This window comes from Candidatus Flexifilum breve (assembly GCF_016713355.1).
Genome location: NZ_JADJPI010000004.1, coordinates 108,132 through 128,315, shown reverse-complemented (window position 1 = coordinate 128,315; position 20,184 = coordinate 108,132). Strand labels below are relative to the sequence as shown.

23 protein-coding genes and 1 pseudogene are annotated in these 20,184 nt (G+C 60.2%); 9 read left to right on the top strand and 15 right to left on the bottom strand.

The genetic code is table 11. From position 1 onward, the window contains the following. The first annotated feature begins 95 nt into the window (after nt 1–95). Nucleotides 96–1,250: a cysteine desulfurase family protein gene (locus IPK17_RS01280; RefSeq protein WP_343415858.1), complete on the top strand. Its 1,155-nt coding sequence runs from the start codon at nt 96–98 to the stop codon at nt 1,248–1,250. A 146-nt stretch (nt 1,251–1,396) separates the two neighbouring features. Further along, on the top strand, nt 1,397–2,488 hold the full coding sequence (gene mnmA, locus IPK17_RS01275) for a tRNA 2-thiouridine(34) synthase MnmA (protein WP_343415857.1): 1,092 nt from the start codon (nt 1,397–1,399) through the stop codon (nt 2,486–2,488). Nucleotides 2,489–2,572: 84 nt separating this feature from the next. On the opposite strand, the gene IPK17_RS01270 is transcribed toward mnmA, so the two are convergent. The 5 genes from IPK17_RS01270 to IPK17_RS01250 all read right to left on the bottom strand — a co-directional run bounded on the left by IPK17_RS01270 (nt 2,573) and on the right by IPK17_RS01250 (nt 5,832). Beyond that, on the bottom strand, nt 2,573–3,391 hold the full coding sequence (locus IPK17_RS01270; protein ID WP_343415856.1) for a prepilin peptidase: 819 nt from the start codon (nt 3,389–3,391) through the stop codon (nt 2,573–2,575). Nucleotides 3,392–3,427: 36 nt separating this feature from the next. Beyond that, nucleotides 3,428–3,967: a M67 family metallopeptidase gene (locus IPK17_RS01265; protein WP_343415855.1), complete on the bottom strand. Its 540-nt coding sequence runs from the start codon at nt 3,965–3,967 to the stop codon at nt 3,428–3,430. Between the two features lie 94 nt (nt 3,968–4,061). Next, nucleotides 4,062–4,433, bottom strand: coding sequence for a hypothetical protein (locus IPK17_RS01260; protein WP_343415854.1), 372 nt, complete (start codon nt 4,431–4,433; stop codon nt 4,062–4,064). Between the two features lie 57 nt (nt 4,434–4,490). Beyond that, a complete protein-coding gene (locus tag IPK17_RS01255) occupies nt 4,491–4,919 on the bottom strand; it encodes an ACT domain-containing protein (RefSeq protein WP_343415853.1) in 429 nt (142 codons plus the stop codon). Nucleotides 4,920–4,932: 13 nt separating this feature from the next. Further along, nucleotides 4,933–5,832 carry a ParB N-terminal domain-containing protein gene (locus IPK17_RS01250; protein WP_343415852.1) on the bottom strand — a complete coding sequence of 300 codons (900 nt, stop codon included), beginning with the start codon at nt 5,830–5,832 and terminating at the stop codon, nt 4,933–4,935. A 109-nt stretch (nt 5,833–5,941) separates the two neighbouring features. Between IPK17_RS01250 and IPK17_RS01245 the strand changes: the two genes are divergently transcribed. Then, nucleotides 5,942–6,457, top strand: a complete 516-nt coding sequence (locus tag IPK17_RS01245) for an NUDIX hydrolase (RefSeq protein ID WP_343415851.1) — start codon at nt 5,942–5,944, stop codon at nt 6,455–6,457. Beyond that, nucleotides 6,454–6,855, top strand: a complete 402-nt coding sequence (locus IPK17_RS01240) for a hypothetical protein (protein WP_343415850.1) — start codon at nt 6,454–6,456, stop codon at nt 6,853–6,855. Before IPK17_RS01245 ends, IPK17_RS01240 begins: the two co-directional genes overlap by 4 nt. A gap of 57 nt (nt 6,856–6,912) precedes the next feature. Here IPK17_RS01240 and sucD read toward each other — a convergent pair whose 3' ends face one another. Genes sucD through IPK17_RS01225 form a run of 3 tightly spaced genes read right to left on the bottom strand, consistent with a single transcriptional unit; the run spans nt 6,913 to nt 8,974 of the window. Continuing rightward, on the bottom strand, nt 6,913–7,773 hold the full coding sequence (gene sucD / locus IPK17_RS01235) for a succinate--CoA ligase subunit alpha (protein WP_343415849.1): 861 nt from the start codon (nt 7,771–7,773) through the stop codon (nt 6,913–6,915). A gap of 1 nt (nt 7,774) precedes the next feature. Next, nucleotides 7,775–8,677, bottom strand: coding sequence for a hypothetical protein (locus tag IPK17_RS01230; RefSeq protein ID WP_343415848.1), 903 nt, complete (start codon nt 8,675–8,677; stop codon nt 7,775–7,777). 3 nt (nt 8,678–8,680) lie between these two features. After that, a complete protein-coding gene (locus tag IPK17_RS01225; protein ID WP_343415847.1) occupies nt 8,681–8,974 on the bottom strand; it encodes a DUF503 domain-containing protein in 294 nt (97 codons plus the stop codon). A gap of 172 nt (nt 8,975–9,146) precedes the next feature. Between IPK17_RS01225 and IPK17_RS01220 the strand changes: the two genes are divergently transcribed. The 5 genes from IPK17_RS01220 to IPK17_RS01200 all read left to right on the top strand — a co-directional run bounded on the left by IPK17_RS01220 (nt 9,147) and on the right by IPK17_RS01200 (nt 15,296). Next, on the top strand, nt 9,147–9,521 hold the full coding sequence (locus IPK17_RS01220) for a response regulator (RefSeq protein WP_343415846.1): 375 nt from the start codon (nt 9,147–9,149) through the stop codon (nt 9,519–9,521). A 99-nt stretch (nt 9,522–9,620) separates the two neighbouring features. Next, entirely contained in the window at nt 9,621–11,288 is a 1,668-nt protein-coding gene (locus tag IPK17_RS01215) for a LysM peptidoglycan-binding domain-containing protein (RefSeq protein ID WP_343415845.1), read from the top strand. Beyond that, entirely contained in the window at nt 11,285–11,659 is a 375-nt protein-coding gene (locus IPK17_RS01210; RefSeq protein ID WP_343415844.1) for a DUF192 domain-containing protein, read from the top strand. Before IPK17_RS01215 ends, IPK17_RS01210 begins: the two co-directional genes overlap by 4 nt. After that, nucleotides 11,656–13,071, top strand: a complete 1,416-nt coding sequence (locus IPK17_RS01205; protein WP_343415843.1) for a LysM peptidoglycan-binding domain-containing protein — start codon at nt 11,656–11,658, stop codon at nt 13,069–13,071. The genes IPK17_RS01210 and IPK17_RS01205 overlap by 4 nt, the downstream gene beginning before the upstream one ends. Next, on the top strand, nt 13,068–15,296 hold the full coding sequence (locus tag IPK17_RS01200) for a glycoside hydrolase family 31 protein (RefSeq protein WP_343415842.1): 2,229 nt from the start codon (nt 13,068–13,070) through the stop codon (nt 15,294–15,296). Before IPK17_RS01205 ends, IPK17_RS01200 begins: the two co-directional genes overlap by 4 nt. Nucleotides 15,297–15,481: 185 nt before the next feature. On the opposite strand, the gene IPK17_RS01195 is transcribed toward IPK17_RS01200, so the two are convergent. From IPK17_RS01195 to queA, 7 genes and pseudogenes are all read right to left on the bottom strand, one after another. Continuing rightward, on the bottom strand, nt 15,482–16,624 hold the full coding sequence (locus tag IPK17_RS01195) for a hypothetical protein (protein ID WP_343415841.1): 1,143 nt from the start codon (nt 16,622–16,624) through the stop codon (nt 15,482–15,484). 49 nt (nt 16,625–16,673) lie between these two features. After that, nucleotides 16,674–17,264 carry a thymidine kinase gene (locus IPK17_RS01190; protein WP_343415840.1) on the bottom strand — a complete coding sequence of 197 codons (591 nt, stop codon included), beginning with the start codon at nt 17,262–17,264 and terminating at the stop codon, nt 16,674–16,676. A gap of 351 nt (nt 17,265–17,615) precedes the next feature. Continuing rightward, a pseudogene (gene rpmE / locus IPK17_RS01185) lies at nt 17,616–17,819 on the bottom strand (50S ribosomal protein L31); the annotation flags it as partial. 92 nt (nt 17,820–17,911) lie between these two features. After that, complete coding sequence (rpmA, locus tag IPK17_RS01180; RefSeq protein WP_343415839.1) at nt 17,912–18,208, bottom strand: 50S ribosomal protein L27; 297 nt, start codon at nt 18,206–18,208, stop codon at nt 17,912–17,914. A gap of 17 nt (nt 18,209–18,225) precedes the next feature. Further along, a complete protein-coding gene (gene rplU / locus IPK17_RS01175) occupies nt 18,226–18,540 on the bottom strand; it encodes a 50S ribosomal protein L21 (protein WP_343415838.1) in 315 nt (104 codons plus the stop codon). A 176-nt stretch (nt 18,541–18,716) separates the two neighbouring features. Beyond that, nucleotides 18,717–19,100 carry a hypothetical protein gene (locus IPK17_RS01170; protein ID WP_343415837.1) on the bottom strand — a complete coding sequence of 128 codons (384 nt, stop codon included), beginning with the start codon at nt 19,098–19,100 and terminating at the stop codon, nt 18,717–18,719. 6 nt (nt 19,101–19,106) lie between these two features. Continuing rightward, nucleotides 19,107–20,174, bottom strand: coding sequence for a tRNA preQ1(34) S-adenosylmethionine ribosyltransferase-isomerase QueA (gene queA, locus IPK17_RS01165; protein WP_343415836.1), 1,068 nt, complete (start codon nt 20,172–20,174; stop codon nt 19,107–19,109). Nucleotides 20,175–20,184: the final 10 nt, after the last annotated feature.

The window sequence follows — 20,184 nt, the reverse complement described above, 5'->3', positions numbered from 1 at the left end:
TTTACGCATGTCGAAAGCGCCCGAATGACGGATCCTGACACAGGGAATATTCTCAGGTAAAATAGACGAAATTCTCTAGGGGAAAGAATCACACGGTGTCACGTTCAGTTTATCTGGATCATTCGGCGTCCACGCCGACCGATCCGCGCGTGCTCGAAGCCATGCTGCCGTACTTCACGCAGGACTTCGGCAATGGTTCGTCCGCGCACCGCTTTGGACGGGCGGCAGAGCGCGCGATTGAAGAGTCACGCGAGAGCATGGCGCGGATTCTGAGCGTGGAACCGGAGAACATCATCTTTACCAGCGGCGGCACGGAAAGTGACAACCTTGCCGTGCGCGGCGCGGCGTGGAGTCGGGTGGGGCAGGGGCGGCATCTCATCACCACGCCCATCGAACATCCCGCTGTCGTCAACACCGTCAACCAGCTCGCCGATATGCTGGGCTTCGAGCGGACGCTGCTCCCCGTTGACGCGCATGGGCTAGTCGATCCTGAGGACGTTGTCGCCGCCCTGCGCCCGGATACCACGCTCGTTAGCGTTGTCTATGCCAATAACGAGATCGGCACGATCCAGCCCATCCCGCAGATCGCGGTGTTGGCACGCGAACGCGGCGTGCTGATGCACACCGACGCGGTGCAGGCGGGCGGTCAGCTTCCACTCGATTTGAACGCACTCGGCGTGGATATGTTGAGCCTGTCCGCGCACAAGTTCTACGGGCCGAAGGGCGTCGGCGCGCTGGTGCTCCGTGATGGCGTCGACCTCGCTGCTGTGCAGACGGGCGGCGCGCACGAGAACAATCGCCGCGCGGGCACATCCAACACGCCCGGGATCGTCGGCATGGCGAAGGCATTGGAACTCGCCTACGCCGAATTTGACGATCGTACTGCCCATTTGCAGGCTATGCGGGATCTGCTCATCGATGGTGTGCTCTCGACCGTTCCCGCCGCATATCTGACCGGTCATCCGACGCAGCGCTTACCTTCCCATGCCAGCTTCATCCTCGATGGTGTGGACGGTAACACGCTCGTGATGCACATGGATGTGCGCGGCGTCGCCGTGAGCAGCGGATCGGCCTGCAAGACGGGCAATCCGGAGCCGTCCAGCGTGCTGCTGGCGCTCGGCTGCTCGCCGGAAGCAGCGCTCGGCAGCCTGCGAATGACCGTCGGTAAGGATACGACCGCCGAAGACATCGAATACGCAGTGGACACCCTCGCCGCCGTCGTCGCCAAATTGCACATCCTGAAAGCATAGGACTGAGTCAAACAAGGACTGAGGACTGAGCAAAACATTTGCTTTGACGCATACGGAGAGGTTGACCATTTCCGATCTGTTGCTGCGTTAGCGTATTTTACTCAGTCCTTTGCCCTCAGTCCTCAGTCCTAAGTTGAGGTTTTACTGTGACTGAACGCAAACGTGTCGTCGTCGCCATGAGCGGCGGCGTTGATTCATCGGTCGCGGCGGCGCTGCTCGTCGAACGCGGCTACGACGTGATCGGCATGATGATGAAGCTGTGGTCCGAAGAGACGATCACCGCGCACAACCGCTGCTGCACGCCTGATCAGATGCACGATGCGCGGCGCATCGCCGACAAACTAAAGATCCCCTTCTACGTTCTGGACACGAAAGAAGTCTTTCGCAACATCATCGTCAACTTCTTCATCGACGGTCACCGTGACGGGGTGACGCCGAATCCGTGCATGGAATGCAATCGTCACATTCGCTTCGACTTCCTGCTCAAAAACGCGCTCGCGCTCGATGCCGACTACCTCGCGACCGGGCACTATGCCCGCATCGCGCAGGGTGACGATGGCAAGTTTCAGCTTCGTAAGGGGCTGGACGACGCCAAAGATCAGAGCTATGTCCTGAGTGTGATGGGGCAGGCCCAGTTGAGCCATACGCTCTTCCCGGTGGGCGAATTCGCCAAGCCGGTGGTGCGCGAAATCGCCGCGCGCTTCGGCCTCCCAACCGCCAGTAAGAAAGATAGTCAGGATTTATGCTTCTTGGGGGATGGCGACTATCGCCGCTTCCTGCGCGAGCACGCGCCGGAAATGATGACGCCCGGTATCATCGTTCGCCGTGACGGCTCGGTGCTCGGTGAGCACAGCGGCCTTTCGAACTACACGATTGGTCAGCGCAAAGGCTTAGGCGTGACCAGCCCGGAGCCGTTGTATGTGATCGACATTCAAACTGTCGCCAATACATTGATCGTCGGCACAGCCGATGAACTCGGCTCACGCGAACTGATTGCCCAGCGCGTCAACTGGGTGAGCGGGGAACCACCGACTGAGCCCTTCCGCGCGGAGGTGAAAATCCGCTATAAGGCTAAGCCCGCGCCCGCGCTCGTCGAGCCGCTGCCGGATGCGCGGATGCGCGTCACCTTTGACGAGCCGCTGCGCGATATCACGCCGGGGCAGGGCGCGGTCGTTTACCATGGTGATCTGTGCCTCGGCGGCGGCGTCATCACCCGTCCTGCGGCAACCCACAACTGACTTTCGTAGGAACGCGATTTATCGCGTCTGCCGCTTATGCCATTGTTATTCCCCTCTCCCTTGGGAGAGGGGCTCGGGGTGAGGCTACACGCCCGGGCGGAACAAAATCGCTGTGACTTCCGTGCTGAACAGCAGCATGAGCACGGTCGCGATCACGATATACTGCCCATACGGCAGCGGCGTGAACAGCGAATAGTGTCGACCCGCCAAGCGCCGCACAATCAGATACAGAATCGCCCCGAATGCGCCGAGGAACACGGTGATGAACATCGTCGCGATCAGCGGCTGCCAGCCGAGCACCAACCCCGACAGCGTGATTAGCATCACATCCCCGTAGCCGAAGGCGACCTCGGTGATTTGCCGCCCATTCAGCTTGCCGAGGATGTACGTGAACAGGAATCCGCCCATATACAGTAGGAAGAACACGCCGAAACCGACAAGCGCACCGAGGATTGCCTCGCCGAGATCCGCGCCGTAACCCGTCGTCGCCGCGTCGATCAACGCGACCACATACGACGGGATGACGACGACGAACAGAATCAGGCGATGTTCGAGATCGATCACCGTGATGAGCGTGAAAATCGCCATATAGATCAGCCAGAAGGCGAACTGCAAACCCGTCATTTTTGGGTCGTTTTCCGTGCTGAATAGCGCCAGCAGCATCAATCCGGCGGTGAGCAGTTCGGTCGCGGGGTAGCGCCAGTTGAGCTTGGCGCCGCTCGGTGCCACGCGCTTATTGAATAGGTATGCCGTCAACCCGAGCCAGGCACTTGGCGGTCGTGGGCTGAGATCGGGATAGCGTGGGGGAAACTGGACACGGCGGCGGTGCGGCAAATCATCGGCGAGCATATTGATCACGCCGCCCACGATAATGCCGAGCAGCGCGATGAGAACATAAGCCATAAGGTCAACTCCGGTGAACTGCCAGCGCTGGACGGCCTATTTCGGAATCGGCGGCGCGGGCGGCAGCAAGGCAAGAGACAGTATGATCATGAGGATGAAGGCGATCAGCGCGCTTGTCAATATGGCGATTCGCGGTGTCCCGTTAAGGGGTTTTGCGGCCTCCCAGTCGGGCGCCGAGTCGCTCAGATGCAGCTCAACACGACTCACTTGCGTGTAGTCAATAAGCCAAACTGCGAATTGGGGAGAGTTACGATCTTTCAGCCCCATAATCAGGAATGGGGTAGAGGGGTAGGCTGCCTGTGCCACATCGACGGGCGAGGGAATCGGGTCGCCGTTGGGGTGGGTGTGATAGAAACCGACCAACTCCAGCCCATCCGCACCGCCGATTACCCGCGCGAGTTCACGCTCATCCAGTCGATACTGATGCAGAGGGTTATCTGCCACATTGCGGATTGGCACGACACGCCGCACTTCGTCTCCAACACCGAGCAGCACGCCGCACGCTTCGCGCGGATGCTCCGCCTGCCCATGTTCGACGACTTCCCGCGCCCGCGCATCCTTCAACCACAACCGCACATTGAACTCCTAGTGTCTGTTCCCCTCTCCCTTGGGAGAGGGGTTAGGGGTGAGGCCAGCTTTTCTCCCCTCTCCCTTGGGAGAGGGGGTGAGGCTACTCTTCTTCAACCTCAGACTCGCTCGGCACGACAAACATTTGCTCCACACGATGCAGCGGCGGGTTGCGCGTCTCGTAGAACAAATCGGCGGTCAGCGTGTAGGTACCCACCGGGTCTTGCAAACCGCGCAGATGCATGGTGAATTCCATATCGTGATGCATCGTTTCGATAATGCTCAACTCGCTCACGATCTTGCCCGCTTCCGACCGCGCCGCCAGCAGCAGGTTGGGGCGCTCCAGAAACGGTGTGACCCGAATGTGAATATATACGCGGAAGCGATCCGGGTACACCACGACTTCGAGCTGTTCGATCTTCACGTTCTCGCGCGCCTGGGGCGCGTGATCTTCATCGAAAAACTGCATGTTCATGCGTCAATTCCTGTTTCTCTCACCCCCAGTCCTTGGGAGAACGGGTAAGGGGTGAGGCTAACCGGTGATCCCTTGGAGCGCAGACCACGCTGTGTTGAACTGCTCCGTCGGCACGAGCAGATGATCACGGCTGTACGCGGCGAAGGGCAGAATCGTCACGCCCGCTTGCGCCAGCGCCGCCGCGACGCGCGCCATGAAGCCCGTCAGCGTCGGTTCAAGTTCGACATCAAAGGTGATCAGACGATAGGTGGCGGCGCTGGCTGTGTGACCATACAAACGCCGGGCAAAATCGGTGAGCGCTTCGTCCGGCAGCACCAGCGTGACCTCATCTTTGTCGAGGATCACCGCGCCAAACGGCTCGTTGATTTCCGACAGTACGCCCGCCGCTGCGACGACCCCACGGGCGGGCAGTTTAATCATCCGGTAGATCTGGTTATCCGTGTACAGCTTTGCTGCTTTGAGCGCATCCTCGACGGTCTGGCTCATGGTTGCCCTTTAATCATTCGTCGAACTGGTAAGTGCCTTCAGCATAGAATCTTACCTGACGATTTGCCAGCTTTTGCTGCATCCACTGGCGCAGAATCATGTTTTTCTCATCCAGATTCTTGCTGTCGTCACGCAGATTATCCAGCGGGTAGTTGACGCGGATCGCCCGACCGTTCACAATATGGCGGCTGATTCCCGGCGGCAGATACGCGTATTCCCGCGCGGCGGCGATGATATCGCGCGGGGTGTAGCGCGCGAAGATCACCAGCGCGATGGCGTCGGGGTAGAGCGACCAGACTTCGTCCGTATCGACGAGGGTGGTGCGGTGGAGCGCGGCGTTTTTCTGATAAACGGCGACCACCTTGCGCAGGGCGGCGTTTCGTTCGTGCAGCGAGCTGTTGGGCGCATAGATCGACACCACGCGGCCATCCTGCAGGTACATCTGCGCCAGCGCTTCTTCGCGGTCATCGTCGCCGGGGTGATACTCATGGAGCGTGAGCGCGAGGTCGGCATCGCCTTCGCTGATATCGTCGACCACATCGGTCGCGTCGCCTTCCGCGAGGCGGATTTCCGGCATGGCGCGGAGCTGCTGCAGGAACGCGTCGATGTTCCACCCGGCGACGACATGCTGCCAGTTGTCCAGATCGACGAGCCCGCTTTCATAGCTGGCGACCTGCACCAGAATATGCGGGTAGTCGAGTGCGGAGAAGCAGTAGGCGCGGTTGGCGCCGTCCAGGATGACGTAATCGCCGTTGCCCATCGGGGCGACGAGCGGCGGGTTGATCATATAGCGCGCAGTCTTGAGGCTCTCGATCAATGGCAGCGACCGCTGTGAATCGTGTTCTTCGTGCGGCTTGAGACTGGCAGTCGGCACGATTCGCAGATCCGGCGTAGGCACATCTTTATTCGTCATGGGTTTTCAGCCTAACAGGTTAAGACAGCGCTCATCGCTAAGGTTATCATGCCCGCTCACGGGCGGCAATTCAGATTAGCTAGATTGTACAGCATGAAGGATGTCTGTGATGGGAGCAAACGAGCAGGGAGCCAATGCGACCGCTGGTCGCTGGTTGACCATTCCGCGTACGCTGTGCTTTGTCCTCAGCGGCGATGACATTTTGCTCATGAAGCGCGCGCCGCACAAACGGGTCTTCCCGAATCGCTACAATGGGGTGGGAGGGCACATCGAGCGTGATGAAGACCCGCTGACCTCCGCCCGCCGTGAAATCTTCGAAGAGACGGGCTTACAGGTTCATGATGTGCGTCTGCACATCGTCTACAACATTGACGCGGGCGAAGCGACCGGGATTATGCTGTTCGTCTTCACCGCCTACGCCGATCAGCGCGCGGTCGTCGCGAACAGCGAAGGCACACTCCACTGGATACCGCGCTCCGAGGTCTACGCGCTGGATCTCGTCGAAGACCTGCCGTTGATTTTGCCGCGCATCTTGGATAATCCGCCCGCCGCGCCGCTGTTCGCCCATCTGAGCTATGACGAGCATGATGTGATTCAACTGCGTTTTGCCGAGGTAACCGAATGACCGACTCCTTGAATCCGCCAACTGTTCGCCGTCGCAGTCCACTTCGGCGGTTGGGCTGTACCATCGCTTTGATCATTTGGTTTACGCTGCTGCTCGCTCCCTGTTTCCTGATCGTCATGGCGACACAGGGTGAACTTACGATTTCGCAGGGCAACCTGCCGGGGCAGCAGATTCGCCTGTGGCTGATTATGGAGGCGGACGAACGTGGTCTCGGTGTCTCCAGCACGTCGACCCAGCAGCTCGACCTAAACACAATTGGCTTGCAGACGAACATCAACTTTCTGCTCTGGTCAGGGCAGGCCGATGCGTTGATCTACTGCGAGACCTTCACCCGCGTCAGCGCGTCCGATCCGTGGACTCCCACCACCACCGAAACGTCCGCCTGTCCCACACCCTGACCCGCCGTCTCTATGTCCCCTCTCCGATTGGAGAGGCGCTGGGGGGGAGGCTTGACCTCAGTATCGCATCAACTCCGGCAGTTCCTGCGGATTGTCGGCCATGCGGACGCCTGCCGCGCGTAGTGCAGCGACCTTCGCGCGCGCCGTCGACTTCTCGTCGACGATGATCGCGCCCGCATGCCCCATCAGCACGCCGGGTGGCGCGGTCTGTCCGGCGATATAGCCAAACACGGGCTTGGTCATGCGCGCTTTGATGAATTCGGCGGCTTCCGCTTCACCGCGCCCGCCAATCTCGCCGATCAGCACGACTTTCTCCGTCTCCGGGTCGTCTTCCAGCAGCATCAACACGTCGACAAACGATGTGCCGAGGATCGGATCGCCGCCGATGCCGACAATCGACGATTGCCCCATGTTGGCGTTCGTCAGCGCGTGGACGGCCTCGTACATCAGCGTGCCGCTGCGCGAGACCACACCCACGCTGCCCGCCTTGCTGATATAACCGGGTATGATGCCGATGTTCGCGTCGCCGGGAGTGAGCACGCCGGGGCAATTCGGACCAATTAGGCGCGTCGATGTCTGCTTGAGGTACTCGCGGATGCGCATCATCTCCATGATCGGGATGCCCTCGGTCACGCAGATGATCAGGCCGATGCCCGCGTCAATCGCCTCGTAGATCGCATCCGGCGCGGTCGGCGCGGACACGAAGATTACGCTGGTATTCGCGCCTGTCGCGTCGACGGCGGCGATCACGCTGTCGAACACGGGTTTCCCGTGGATCCAGTCGCCACCTTTGCCGGGCGTCACGCCGGCGACGATGTTCGTGCCATACTGCATCATTTCGAGCGTGTAGTAACTGCCTTCGCGCCCGGTGATCCCCTGCACGATCACGTAGTTCTCGCGGTTCACGAGGATCGACATCTCACGCTCCCTCGGCTTGCGCGCCGCTGACCAGATGAATCGCCCGCCGCACCGCTTCGCGTAGCGTGCCCGCCGTCAGCAGGATTGGGCTGTTCGTCCGCTCGATGATCGCCCGCGCGGCCTCCGTGTCGCTGCCGCTCAAATACACCACCGTCGGCACCACATGATCAAGCGCCGTGAGGGTATGCGCCGCCGTCACGCATTGGGCCGCGCCGAACAAGGTGATGAGCAGCGCGCGAATTTGCGTCTCTTCGCGCAAAATCTCCAGCGCCGTCGCCAGCTTGTCGATGCGCAGGTCGTTGCCAATATCCATGAAATTTGCCGCGCGGACGCTGTCGCCGCTGTAGTGCGCGATCATGTCCATCGCCGCCATCGCCAAGCCCGCGCCGTTCGCCAGCACGCCAATCTGCCCCTTGAGGGGCAGGAACGCGATCCCGGTTTCGCGCGTCACCGCGCGGAAATTAGGCGCGTCGGCGGACTCCACCTCGACGAGTTCGGGGGCCTGACCAACCTCGGCGGCTTGATCGAGGTGCAGCGTACAGTGTGTCGCCGTGATGTGACCTTCGCTGATATGCAGCGCTTCGAGCTGAATCAGCAGCGCGTTGGCCGCCAGATAGCAGCGGTACAAGTCCGCGGCCAACTGCATGAACTCATCCCAGTGCTCGCGGGCGAGGTTGGCGGTATTGCCGAGATTCCGCGCTTGGTAGGCGCGCAGCCCGAGCAGGGGGCTGATCACTTCCCGCGCGATTTCATGTTGACCTTGGAAGACGGCGATCACCGGCGCGCCAATGATCACATCAGCGGCGATCCGCAAGCCGAAATGCAGCGATGCCGACTGCGGGGTAGGGGTAGCGATGGCAATATCGAAGCTGGCTAGGTAAGCTTGCAGCGCATTCACATTCATGCGTCAGACAATTTCGATCTCCTGATTCACGATTTGTGCATCCGGGTAGTGCTGCTCGATCCACTTGATGATCTCGGTGATGGATCGATCAATGTGCTGGTTCGAGGTGGAGACGGTCACAATCGCAATCACGGAAGACTCCCACACGTCGTGGTAATCCACTTCGGAGGTGGCGACGTTGAAGGTGTTATGCAGACGCTTGAGCAGGGATTTGAGAATACTGCGCTTTTCTTTGAGTGACTCGACTCCCGGTAGGTGGAGTTCCAACGTACACAAGCCAATGGCAATCCGAGGCATAGGGTTTATGGATAGGATAACCGAATCAGTAACATTTAGTATACGGGCTTGCGGAATAAATTGCGATACTGGCAATCTGCGCTATTTTATCTTGAAATTAAGGCGCAAATCGCAATACTTGAAGCATAATAAGCAATGCCGTTCAGATGTGTGGCCCTCGGAAAGGATGAGCATGGCCTATCGCGTGGTCTGTATTGAAGATGACGCTGAAATGATTGACCTGCTCCGCTTGCTTATGGTTCGTGAGGGCTATGACTATATCGGGGCGCGCGGCGGCGTCCGCGGCCTCAGAGCAGTGTTTGATTCAAAACCGGATATTGTGCTCCTCGACCTGATGATGTCCGACATGGACGGCTGGAACGTCTACGAAACACTGAAGCATGACCCGGAAACCAGCCATATCCCCATCATCATCGTGACCGCGACCGCGCAGAGCGACGAGAAGCTGATCGAGATGCGGGTGTCGCGCGACGATCAATTCATTTTCAAACCTTTCACGGCGAGCGTATTACTCAGTACCATTCGCAGAACACTGTCGCAAGCGTAAAACCTAAAAACAGTGTAAACTTTTTTCAAACCGAAACCGACCTTGCTTCGAGGGGAAGTCTATCAGATGAAAAACACGTATCGTCTAGTCGTTCTATGTATGTTGTTGCTCTTGTCTGCTGGCGTGCTATCCGCCCAGTCGGGCGATCTGCTGACGAATGGTGGGTTTGAAGCGCCGTTTCTCCCGTTGAGCGGCGATATTCCAAGCAACGTCGCCGCCGGGTGGTCACCTTGGTATGTCCCCGCGACGGAAGGGCAGAGTGCCTCGGACAACGTGATGCCGGAGTTTTTCGCCGCAACGGATACGGTCAACGGTTTGAGCCTCACCACGCGCATCCATGGCGGGGCGGATGCTCAGCAATATTTCTCCTACTACTCAACGCACACGGGCGGTCTCTATCAGCAGGTGAGCGGGATCGCTCCCGGCACCGAGCTGACCTTCAGCGTGTTTGCCTATCTGTGGGCATCGGACGCCAGCGAAACGAGCGATGGCTCGGGCGAGATTGCTTTTAGCGTCGGCATCGACCCAACAGGCGGCACGGATGGTCAGAGCGCCAGCATCGTCTGGTCGGAACCTGCGTCCGTGTACGACGACTGGAGCCAGTCCAGTGTGAGCGCGACCGCGGCTGGCGAGCAGGTGACCGTGTTCATTCGCTCGACGGCGACCGCCAAAATCGCTAACAACGTCATCTACGTGGACGATGCCAGCCTCACTGCGGCGGGTGGCGCGGCTGTCACCGAAGCCGCTCCGGTTGCCACGGACGCGGCGACCGCCGAAGTGCCGGTCGCTGTTGATCCGACTGCCGAAGTAGCGGCTCCGACCGCGGAAGTGACGGAAGCCGCCCCGGTCGTAACGGAAGCCCCTGCGACTGTTGAAGCCACCGAAGCAGTGACTGAAGCTGCACCCGTTCCGACCGAAGCGGTGACCGTCGAAGCTGCAACCGAGGTTGCGCCCGCCGCGACTGAAGCCGTACCCACGACCGAACCGACCGTCGAAGTGCCGACTGAAGCGGCGGTGGAAGCCACGGCTGAACCGACGACCGTTTCGTCGCCCGTGCCGTCGCCGACGCTGGACACCACGGCCTTCCCGCAGTCTTTCACCTACACCGTCCAGACGGGTGACACGGTGAACGATCTCGCGCTGCGCTATGGCAGCACGATTGACGCCATCATCACCGCCAATGGGCTGAATCAGTTTGGTTTCATTCAGGTGGGGCAGACGCTGATGATTCCGGTGTCCAAGCTGCCTACAGTCGAAACGGCCACGGTCGAAGCGCCGACCGCCGCTGTGCCGTCGGAGACCCCGGTTGAGGCGATCCCGACTGCGACGGCCATCGCGCCGACCGCGTCGCCGGTGCCGACAACTGGTAGTGTCGCTGTCAACCCGCCCGCGGCCTCGCAGCCCGTGACCTACGTGATCCAGTTTGGAGATACGCTGTCGTCCATCGCCTTCCGCTTCGGCACGACCGTGCGCGCGCTCTCGCAGCTCAACGGCATCACCAACCCCAACCTGATCTACTACGGCCAACTGCTCGTGATCTCGCTCGGTTCGCCCACTCCGGCGACCAGCGCTCCGGCGACGGTTGTTGCGCCGACAGCGGTTCCGACTTCCGTAAGTGGTCAGACGTACCGCGTGTTGCCCGGCGATAACCTGTACACGATTTCCCTGCGCTTCGGCATCCCGGTGTCCCGCCTGATCGAGGCGAACAACCTGTCGAATCCGAATCGCATCTATGTCGGGCAAGTCCTGGTCATTCCGGCGCCATGAGCCGTTACCGCGTCCTCCGGAATGCGGATACAGGCGCGGTGGTCTTAGGGCGGACGCGGTGGTGTGCGAGCTTTTGGTGTCATTTCAAAGGCCTGATGCTCACCCCGCGTTTGCCCGCGGATGCGGGTTTGCTGTTTGTCACCCGCAGCGAAGGCCGGTCGCACACGGCGATCCACATGTTCTTCATGCTCTTCACCATTGCCGTCGTGTGGCTGGATGCGTCGGGTAAAGTGGTGGATAAAGCGCTGGCGAAGCCGTGGCGACCCATGTACGCGCCGCGCTCGCCAGCTATGTACTATGTCGAGGCGAATCCCGACTTGCTCGATCGGGTGCAAATCGGAGATCGCTTGCGGTTTGATGAGGTTGTATGACGCGTCGCTTGCTCCGTGCTGCTCTTCTCTTGACCTTGTTGGTTATGGCCACCAGCCTGACCGCGCAAGAGACGCCGCAAACCACCAATGTCACCATCCACGTCGTGCAGCGTGGCGAAAACCTGTTTCGCATCGCGCTTGAATATGGGACGACCGTCGACGTCCTGACTCAACTGAATGGCATCACGCTGGCCGATAGCATCGCTGTCGGTCAGCGTTTGCTTGTGCCCACCAGCACGACCGGCAGCGCGCAGGCGCATGTGGTGCAACCGGGCGAAACGCTGGCTAGCATCGCCGCGCTCTACGGTATCACTCCCGAGGCGCTCGCCGCCGAGAACAGCATCACCGATCAGACCGGTTTCTACGTCGGCCTCGGCCTCATCATCGCCGCCGCCGATCCACCCGTGGAGCCGGCGCCCGCGGTTGCGTCCACGCCGCTGATTCACACCGTCCTATCCGGCGAAACCTTATTTCGTATCGCGACGCAGTACGGCACGACCGTCAACGAGCTGGCGACCGCCAACGGCATCGCCGATCCAGAGACGATCTACGCGGGCCAGCAGCTCATTATCCCCGGCTTTGAATCGCCGGAACTGGCGCTCGATTTGCCCGCGCCGCTTACCAGCTTTGATGTCTTCCCGCTCGTCTTGACCGAAGGCCAGACCGGGCGCATTCGCTTGACGACCAGCGGCGGGGTGACGGTGAGCGGTATGCTGCTCGACCGGGCGCTCCGGGATGGAGCAGAGCAGGATAACACCCGCCACACGCTCTTGGTCGGCGTTCCCGTGGGCACGGCGCCGGGCATTTATCCGCTTTCGCTCACCTTGACTGACAGTGCTGGCGTGCAGACGGCTTTCAGCACCAACGTGCAGGTGATCGGCGGCGGCTATTGGCAGGAATACATCACTGTGCTGGCGGATCGCCTCGATTTGCTCGATCCGGCGGTCAATGATGCCGAGATTCAACTCCTCACCAACGCCATGAGCGGTTTCACGCCCACGCGCTATTTCGACGCGCCGATGGGCTTGCCCGCCGCTGCGCCGCTCTCGTCACATTTCGGCAATCTGCGCTCGTATAACGGCGGCATCTTTCAGACCATACATATCGGTACCGACTTCTCGGCGGCGCCGGGTGCGCCGATTCTGGCGACCGCGCCCGGAACTGTCGTGCTCGCCGATCTGCTCAACGTGCGCGGCATGACCACCATTATCGATCACGGGTGGGGCGTATATACCGTCTACTGTCATCAGTCAGATCGCTATGTCGGCTTGGGCGATACCGTCGCCGCCGGGCAGGTGATCGGCGCGGTCGGCAGCACCGGACGTGTCTCGGGCGCCCACCTCCATTGGGAAGTGTGGGTCAATGGCGTCCCCGTCGATGCGATGCAGTGGGTTCAGCAGTCCTTTTCATGATGAAACGTCTCGGGTTTCGCGCGCGGTCTAATCCTGTCTGGTATCAACCCGGGCACGTCCGCCAGATTTACCGGCACGAACGCGGGGTGCTCTTGCAGTGTGAAAACGGTTGGGTCGACCTTACGCTGCTTGCGCCCGACGCGGTGCGGGTGTGGTGGCGGCTCAGCGATGACCACGCGCCGCCTCGCTTCACCACTTTCCAGCCCGAACAGTGGCTGGCAGTCGAAAATGAGTTTGCCGATACCGAGGACAGTATCGAACTCAGCACGCGCTCGATGCTTTGCCGGATTGCGCGCAGACCTTATCGCCTGCGCGTGGAACTGCTGCCCGATCACCATATGGTGTGTCAGGATGCGAGCGGCATCGGCTGGCGCGAATCCGGCGAGATTGCGCTCAGCCTGAGCTTGCATTCCGACGAACAGTGTTTTGGTCTGGGGGCGCGGGCGGCGCGCTTGAACCTGCGCGGCAGACGCTACAAGCTGTGGAATACCGACCCCGGCCCGCTGAAACGCGATGTCGACCCCGTGCCGTTTTCGCTTCCGTTCTATCTGGGCGTGCATGCGCACGGTTCCTACGGCATCCTGTGGGACAACCCGCAGCGCGGCCAAGTCGATTTGACGGGCAGCGAGCTTGTGTTTGAGGCGGATGGCGGCGATCTGCACTACACCATCATGGTGGGCGCGGATGCCACGCTCGTCGAGCGGCGCTACAACGAACTGCTCGGGCGCTTCGATCAGCCGCCGCTGTGGGCGCTCGGCTATGGCCATCTCGTCACAGCGGAAACCCTCCCGCAGCTGCTCGCCCCTAATCAGCGTGTGCCGACCAGCGTCGTGTATCTGACCGGGGATGTCCAGCAGCAGACCATCCAGCAGTTTCATCGCAGCGGCGTCAAAGTGATCGCCTCACTTTCGCCGGCCATTCCCCTCAACGATGGCCTGCCAGCCCTGCGGCTGACCGATGATCGCTTGTACTCGCCCAATGGGGTGACGATCATTCCGGACTTCACCGATCCCGTGGCGCAGTTGGGGTGGAGCAATCGCCTCGCCACGCTCATCCGCGTGGGCATTGACGGGTTTGCGCTCGAAGGTGCGGAGCCGACGATCCTGAACGCGTCGGGCAAACCCATCCCTTTGCCGGAAGACTTGCTGCACGCGAACGGTCAACCGCACGCCGATCAGCACAATCTCTTCAGCGGCTTGATGGCGCAGGCGTCGGTTGCTGCGTTTGGCTCGGAGCACCGCCCGCTGATCACGACGCGCTCCGGCGGTCTCAATACGCCGCGCTCCGTCTTCGTGCGCGTCGGTGGCGGCCTGCCGACGTGGGACAACCTGAAGATGTCTATCGGCCAGATCATCAACCTCAGTTTGTCCGGTGTGATGCTCGCGGGCGTGGAAGTGGGCGGTGATCCGGAACTCTATACACGCTGGCTGCAGGCCATGCTGTTGGTGCCGCAGGTGTGCGGCAGTGGATCGCCGTGGACCTTTGGACAGCCGTATGAGCTGATCAATCGGCTCACGCTTGAACTGCGCGCTCGGTTGCTCCCGTATCTCTATTCGGTGATCGCCTACAGCCGCCAGTACTCGACGCCCGTGATTCGCCCGCTGTTCATGTGCGATCCCGGCGTGCGTAACGTCGATGATTGCTACCTCGTTGGCGACATCCTCGTCGCGCCCGTCGTTGAAAAGGGCGCGGTGACGCGCTCCGTGACGCTCCCCAAGGGGCTGTGGTACGACTACTGGTCGAATGAACCCGTGCGCGGCGGTTCGACCTTTGCAGTCACCGCGCCGCTGGAACGCCTGCCGCTCTTCATTCGCGGCGGCACGATTCTGCCCATGATCTCGCCTGAACCGGATACGTTGCATCTGCATGTGTTCCCCGGCAACGGGGAAAATGTCCACTATGAGGACGCGGGCGATGGCCGTGACTTTGAGCTGGGCAATTACCGTTGGATTTACATGTCTTGTCTGTGGGAAGGCGGCGATGCCCGCTTTGTGATCACCCGGCGCAGTGCCGGGCGCTTTGAACCGCCGTACAAACGCATTCGCATCGAAGTTGCGGGCATGCAAAGCGAACCGTCTGAGGTAAAGCTGGATCGGCAGCGCGCGCCCGTGTGGTACTACGATGGTGGCGTGCTCGAAGTCAACGCCGAAGAAACCGTCAATCGCATCGAAATCACCCGCACGCTGCTCCCCAACGAACCGACCCTCCAGCGCCGCCCGCGCTGATTACCTCTGCAGGTTTGTAGGGACGCAATGAATTGCATCCGCTGCGCGTCCCCACGAAAACGACTTTGGTTTGATGAGCGCCCATCGGTCTCCCGTCCCCGAATTCGGGGTGGGGTGAGGATGGGTGGAAAATAAAAAGGACGCACCGCAGTGCGTCCTTCTCAGATCTGATATGCTGACGAGCGTCACGTGTACGCTTTGTCGAGCGCCTCAAAGTTCGTGAACAGGAAGTGATCGTGGTAGTAGTGGATCCACAGGAACGAGAGAATGCCTGTGTAATAGGCTGTGTCGAAGTGTAGGTTCGTGTCGACGCCCGCGCGCAGCACGTTCGACAGCGCGAACACGATGAAGAACACCACCAGAGACCCGACCAGCATGATGGTGCTCAGCAGGAATAACCCCTTTGAGTCCTTTGTCCGCTTGGCAAAACGCGCGACAATCGGGGCGTCCGTTTCCAGTTCACCCGACTTCTGCTTGAGCTTGACGATGTAGAACGTCAGCGCCAGATACTGGAACGAGTGCCACGTGTTCAGCCCTTGGAAGGCCGTGTCGAGATTCGGCAGCGACGGGATGATGAACGCGACCGTGACCGTCAGCAGCAGGAAGATTGTCTTCGGCCAGTTGAGGCGGTTCGTACGGAATTCCCACACCGTCTTGCCGAGGAAGAGCACCAGCGCGATCAGGAAAATGCCTGTCATCAGCAGGAAGAACCACTGCGCTTGGAACAGCTTCGGAATCACCGTGGTCAGGTCGTTCACGCCGACCATGAAACCCTGCTCTCCTTGGCTGATCTTGTACGCCGCCCACGGGAACAGGCATGTCATGATCACGCCGTAGTCGATCATCCGCGACCAGAATTGAATCTTGGTGTGGCGGACAAACTTCGACTCTTTGTGGGCATAGAGTTCGACCACGTAAATGATCTGGTGCAGCACGTGTGTCGCTGCCCAGAAGAAGAAGACGGTCAATAACAGCTCAATACTCAAAAAGGCCAGTGAGACTACGACGATGGGGATGATAATTGACGAACGGATGAGCATCGGGTAGCGGCGGTTGAAATCTTTGTCCAGGCCCGTGCGCAGGAAGGTCGACATCATGTGCGGTCCACCAACCGCAATCGCCACAAACGCGTTGACCGCATTACGGCTGACGTCATCCTGCACGCCGAACACATCGCGGAGCAGCAGATACACCAGATAGGGCAGGGGGACAAAAATTACGCTGAAGGTGATGAACGCCAGATCCCAGTTGCGGCTGCGCAGCCACAAGCCTGACTGTTGGACGGTCTGAGACGGCGTTGTCGAGAAGCTTGCACTTGCAACGCTCATAGGTATCCTCCTAATTACTTAGCGTACCTAAAGAATTCTAGCAAGCTTTTTAGGTTCTGTCACCTATTTCCTCGCGAATCACCACATGATGTTCACGACAGCGTGCCTCGTACACTTCTTGCGCGCCGACGAGGATGATCGGGTCGTCGTAGCGCGCGGGGCGCCCGTTGACGAGTCGCTGCGTGCGGGCGGCCGAGTCGCCGCACACCACGCAAATCGCGTGCAGTTTGGTGACTTCTTCGGCGCGGCACAGCAGTTCCGGCATCGAGCCGAAGCACTCGCCGCGAAAATCCATATCGAGCCCCGCGCAGATCACCCGCAAGCCACGATCGGCCAGTTCATCCACCATCGCGACAATCGACTCATCGAAGAACTGCACTTCGTCTATGGCAATAACGGTGGTGTCATGGTGGAGCAGGGGAATGATTTCGGCGGGCGCACTGATGGGCTGGGCTTCCAGGTTTTGCCCGCTGTGGCTGGTGACTTTTTCGACCGCAAAGCGGTTATCAATCAACGGCTTAAAGACCTGCACTTTTTGTTTGGCAATCACGGCGCGGCGTACACGGCGGATCAATTCCTCAGTTTTGCCGCAAAACATGCTCCCGCAGATCACTTCAATGCGTCCGGATTTGTGAATCATCAATCAACCTCACGGAGTCTATACAAAAAGAAAGGCAGGCGCATCGTCAAATGCGGCCTGCCTTCAGGTTTCATTTTGCGGAGCTTATTCCGCTGCGGTTTCCGATTTCGGAACGTCGAAGCCGCGCGCGCGCAGCGCCCGCTTCAGGTCCGACAGAACCTTGCGGCCCACGCCGGGGATGCTCAGGAGGGCGTCATCGCCGCCTTCCAGCTTGGCCAGCGCGTCGCCCGCGGTCGCCACGCCGTTTTCCGTCAGCAGGTTGACCGTGCGCTTGTCGAGGCCGATTTCCGACAGGTTGAGCGTCAGCGGCGTCTTGGCAGCGGCGCGATCTTCCACTTCCTGCTTGCGCGCATCACGCACTTGCAGACGCTTCATGAAGCGGTCAACCTGACCTTCGGTATCGACGATACGCTGTTCGCCGGTGTAGAAGGGGTGGCACGCCGAGCAAATGTCCGTGCGAATTTCCGCCTGGCTGGCACCGGTGACCCAGGTGTTACCACACGCGCAGGTCACGCGAGCTTCCGGGAACCATGCCGGATGAAGTTTTTCTTTCATCAGAGGGTGTCCTTAGGTTAACGCGCACGGTCTGTCCGTACGCTCTATGAAATCTAGATCGCCCCAGCGGGGCGATCCTTACGTGCTGGGTTTTACTGAACGACCGCTTCCGTCTTGGGCGGATTCGGGTTCACGGTGTAGATGCTGATCTTCTTGCGGCCCGTCTTGCCGGGGATCGCTTCGAAGTACACATAGCCTTCGATCTTGGCGTGGATCGTGTGATCCTTGCCCATGAAGACGTTTTCGCCGAGGTGGAACTGCGTCCCGCGCTGGCGCACGATAATCGTGCCGGGCTGAACGAGCTGACCGCCGAAACGCTTCACGCCGAGGCGCTGCGAATTACTGTCACGACCGTTGCGGCTGCTGCCGCCACCTTTTTTATGTGCCATTTTTAGTTAACCTCGACCTAAACCGTAATCTCATCAATGCGGAGACGGGTATAGTACTGGCGATGACCGCGCTTACGGCGGTACTTGGTGCGGTGACGATACTTGAAGACGATGATCTTCGCCGCGCGATACTGCGCTACGACGGTCGCCGTGACGCTGGCACCCGCCACTGTCGGCATCCCGACCTGCGTATTATCGCCGTCGCCGATCAAGAGGACTTCGTTCAGGACGATTTTCTCGTCGACGTTATTCGGCAGGCGTTCAACATCAATGACCGTGCCGGGTTCTGCGCGGTATTGTTTGCCGCCAGAGGTACGAACAATTGCATACATGCGCGAGACTCCAATTTCGCTTACCGCCGCATCCGCCACCGGGTAGCGCAATACGGGGAAAATTGGCTAACAGAACGGGTATTGTATCGGTGCACGCGGCGAACGTCAATCCTGAGGTAAGCGCCAAACGACTGACACGTCTTTCGTAGGGACGCGCATTTATCGCGTCCGCCGCTTTACGCTGCTGGGTCCATCTGCCAGTCGCTCCACCGACGCGGCGTGTGCGCGGCCCCCCTTTGGGCGCTCTGCAGCAGCCAATCCCTGGTGGCGTGGACCGCACTCTCCACCAGCGCTGGGTACCGGCGCCCCCCGGTAATCCCGTAGCCCGGACCAAACCCGCCGTTGCCGACCTGCAGCCAGATTTCGCGGATGAGCGCTGGCAGCCGAAAGCCGATCTGCTCTTCCGCCCACGCAATCTCATCCAGCGGCGGCGGGGTGCTCATCTGCGCTCCCATGCCGAATTTCTCCTGCATAGTCGTGATCGTGCCGCCCATCACCTGCGCCTTGATCCGCTTGATGAGTGCTTGATCGTCCGCCAACAACTGCTCGTCTAGCCTCATGTAACTCTACTCAATGAACATTGCATCCCCGAACGAGAAGAACCGATAGCCTTCGCGCTTGGCTGTTTCGTAAGCGTTCATCACGTGCTCGCGCCCGGCAAACGAGCTGATCATCATCAACAAGCTCGATTTGGGCAGGTGAAAGTTCGTGACCATCGCGTCGACCACGCGCCAGCGGTAGCCGGGGTAGATGAACAAATTCGTATCCTGCTTGAACGCCGTCACCGGACGCCACGGGCATGCGTTCGGCGTGATCTCTGGGTGGGCGGGATCACCGCCTGCGCTCAGAATTCCGGCTGTTTCCAGTGCGCGCACTGCGGTTGTGCCCACAGCGATAATACGCCCGCCTGCCAGCTTCGCCTCATTAATCACGCGGGCTTCGTCGGCGGTCAGCATCGCCAGCTCACTGTGAATATGGTGATCCCGGATGTCTTCAGCTTTCACAGGCTGGAACGTCCCTAAGCCGATATGCAGCGTCACATGCGCGAAGATCGCGCCCTTGTTGCGCAGCGCCAGCAGTAGATCCGGCGTGAAGTGCAGACCCGCAGTCGGCGCGGCGGCGGAGCCTTCCTGTCGACTGTAGACCGTCTGGTAGCGCTCCGGATCGATCAGGGGCGCATGGATGTAGGGCGGCAGCGGCATCTCGCCCATGTTATCCAGCCGACTATTAATGGGTTCATTGAACTCAATAATCCGCTCAGCTTCTTCCAGCATCTCGACGGCGGTCGCCGTCAGCCCGGTGTCGCCAAACACGAGCTTGGTGCCGGGGAGAATCCGCCGCCCGCCGACCAGCACGTGCCAGCGCACGTCGGTCATCTGCCGCAGCAGCAGCACTTCGACCGCGCCGCCCGTGTCGGCTTTGGTGGCGTGCAGCCGCGCGGGGATCACGCGCGTGGTGTTCAGCACCAGCACATCACCGGGATTGATGTAATTCACAATGTCGCGAAAGACGTGGTGCTCCAGCGCGCCCGTTTGCCGGTTCAGCCGCATCAAGCGCGACGAATCGCGCGGCTCGGCGGGCGTCTGCGCAATGAACGACTCCGGCAGTTCATAATCAAAATCAGCTAGCTTCATGGACGTACTC

Bases quoted from the DNA above. Each gene is read 5' to 3' on its own strand.
- IPK17_RS01270 (WP_343415856.1), bottom strand. From the start codon at position 3,391: ATGGCTTATGTTCTCATCGCGCTGCTCGGCATTATCGTGGGCGGCGTG.
- IPK17_RS01260 (WP_343415854.1), bottom strand. From the start codon at position 4,433: ATGAACATGCAGTTTTTCGATGAAGATCACGCGCCCCAGGCGCGCGAG.
- IPK17_RS01255 (WP_343415853.1), bottom strand. From the start codon at position 4,919: ATGAGCCAGACCGTCGAGGATGCGCTCAAAGCAGCAAAGCTGTACACG.
- IPK17_RS01250 (WP_343415852.1), bottom strand. From the start codon at position 5,832: ATGACGAATAAAGATGTGCCTACGCCGGATCTGCGAATCGTGCCGACT.
- IPK17_RS01245 (WP_343415851.1), top strand. From the start codon at position 5,942: ATGGGAGCAAACGAGCAGGGAGCCAATGCGACCGCTGGTCGCTGGTTG.
- IPK17_RS01240 (WP_343415850.1), top strand. From the start codon at position 6,454: ATGACCGACTCCTTGAATCCGCCAACTGTTCGCCGTCGCAGTCCACTT.
- sucD (WP_343415849.1), bottom strand. From the start codon at position 7,773: ATGTCGATCCTCGTGAACCGCGAGAACTACGTGATCGTGCAGGGGATC.
- IPK17_RS01230 (WP_343415848.1), bottom strand. From the start codon at position 8,677: ATGAATGTGAATGCGCTGCAAGCTTACCTAGCCAGCTTCGATATTGCC.
- IPK17_RS01225 (WP_343415847.1), bottom strand. From the start codon at position 8,974: ATGCCTCGGATTGCCATTGGCTTGTGTACGTTGGAACTCCACCTACCG.
- IPK17_RS01220 (WP_343415846.1), top strand. From the start codon at position 9,147: ATGGCCTATCGCGTGGTCTGTATTGAAGATGACGCTGAAATGATTGAC.
- IPK17_RS01215 (WP_343415845.1), top strand. From the start codon at position 9,621: ATGTTGTTGCTCTTGTCTGCTGGCGTGCTATCCGCCCAGTCGGGCGAT.
- IPK17_RS01210 (WP_343415844.1), top strand. From the start codon at position 11,285: ATGAGCCGTTACCGCGTCCTCCGGAATGCGGATACAGGCGCGGTGGTC.
- IPK17_RS01205 (WP_343415843.1), top strand. From the start codon at position 11,656: ATGACGCGTCGCTTGCTCCGTGCTGCTCTTCTCTTGACCTTGTTGGTT.
- IPK17_RS01200 (WP_343415842.1), top strand. From the start codon at position 13,068: ATGATGAAACGTCTCGGGTTTCGCGCGCGGTCTAATCCTGTCTGGTAT.
- IPK17_RS01195 (WP_343415841.1), bottom strand. From the start codon at position 16,624: ATGAGCGTTGCAAGTGCAAGCTTCTCGACAACGCCGTCTCAGACCGTC.
- IPK17_RS01190 (WP_343415840.1), bottom strand. From the start codon at position 17,264: ATGATTCACAAATCCGGACGCATTGAAGTGATCTGCGGGAGCATGTTT.
- rpmA (WP_343415839.1), bottom strand. From the start codon at position 18,208: ATGGCACATAAAAAAGGTGGCGGCAGCAGCCGCAACGGTCGTGACAGT.
- rplU (WP_343415838.1), bottom strand. From the start codon at position 18,540: ATGTATGCAATTGTTCGTACCTCTGGCGGCAAACAATACCGCGCAGAA.
- IPK17_RS01170 (WP_343415837.1), bottom strand. From the start codon at position 19,100: ATGAGGCTAGACGAGCAGTTGTTGGCGGACGATCAAGCACTCATCAAG.
- queA (WP_343415836.1), bottom strand. From the start codon at position 20,174: ATGAAGCTAGCTGATTTTGATTATGAACTGCCGGAGTCGTTCATTGCG.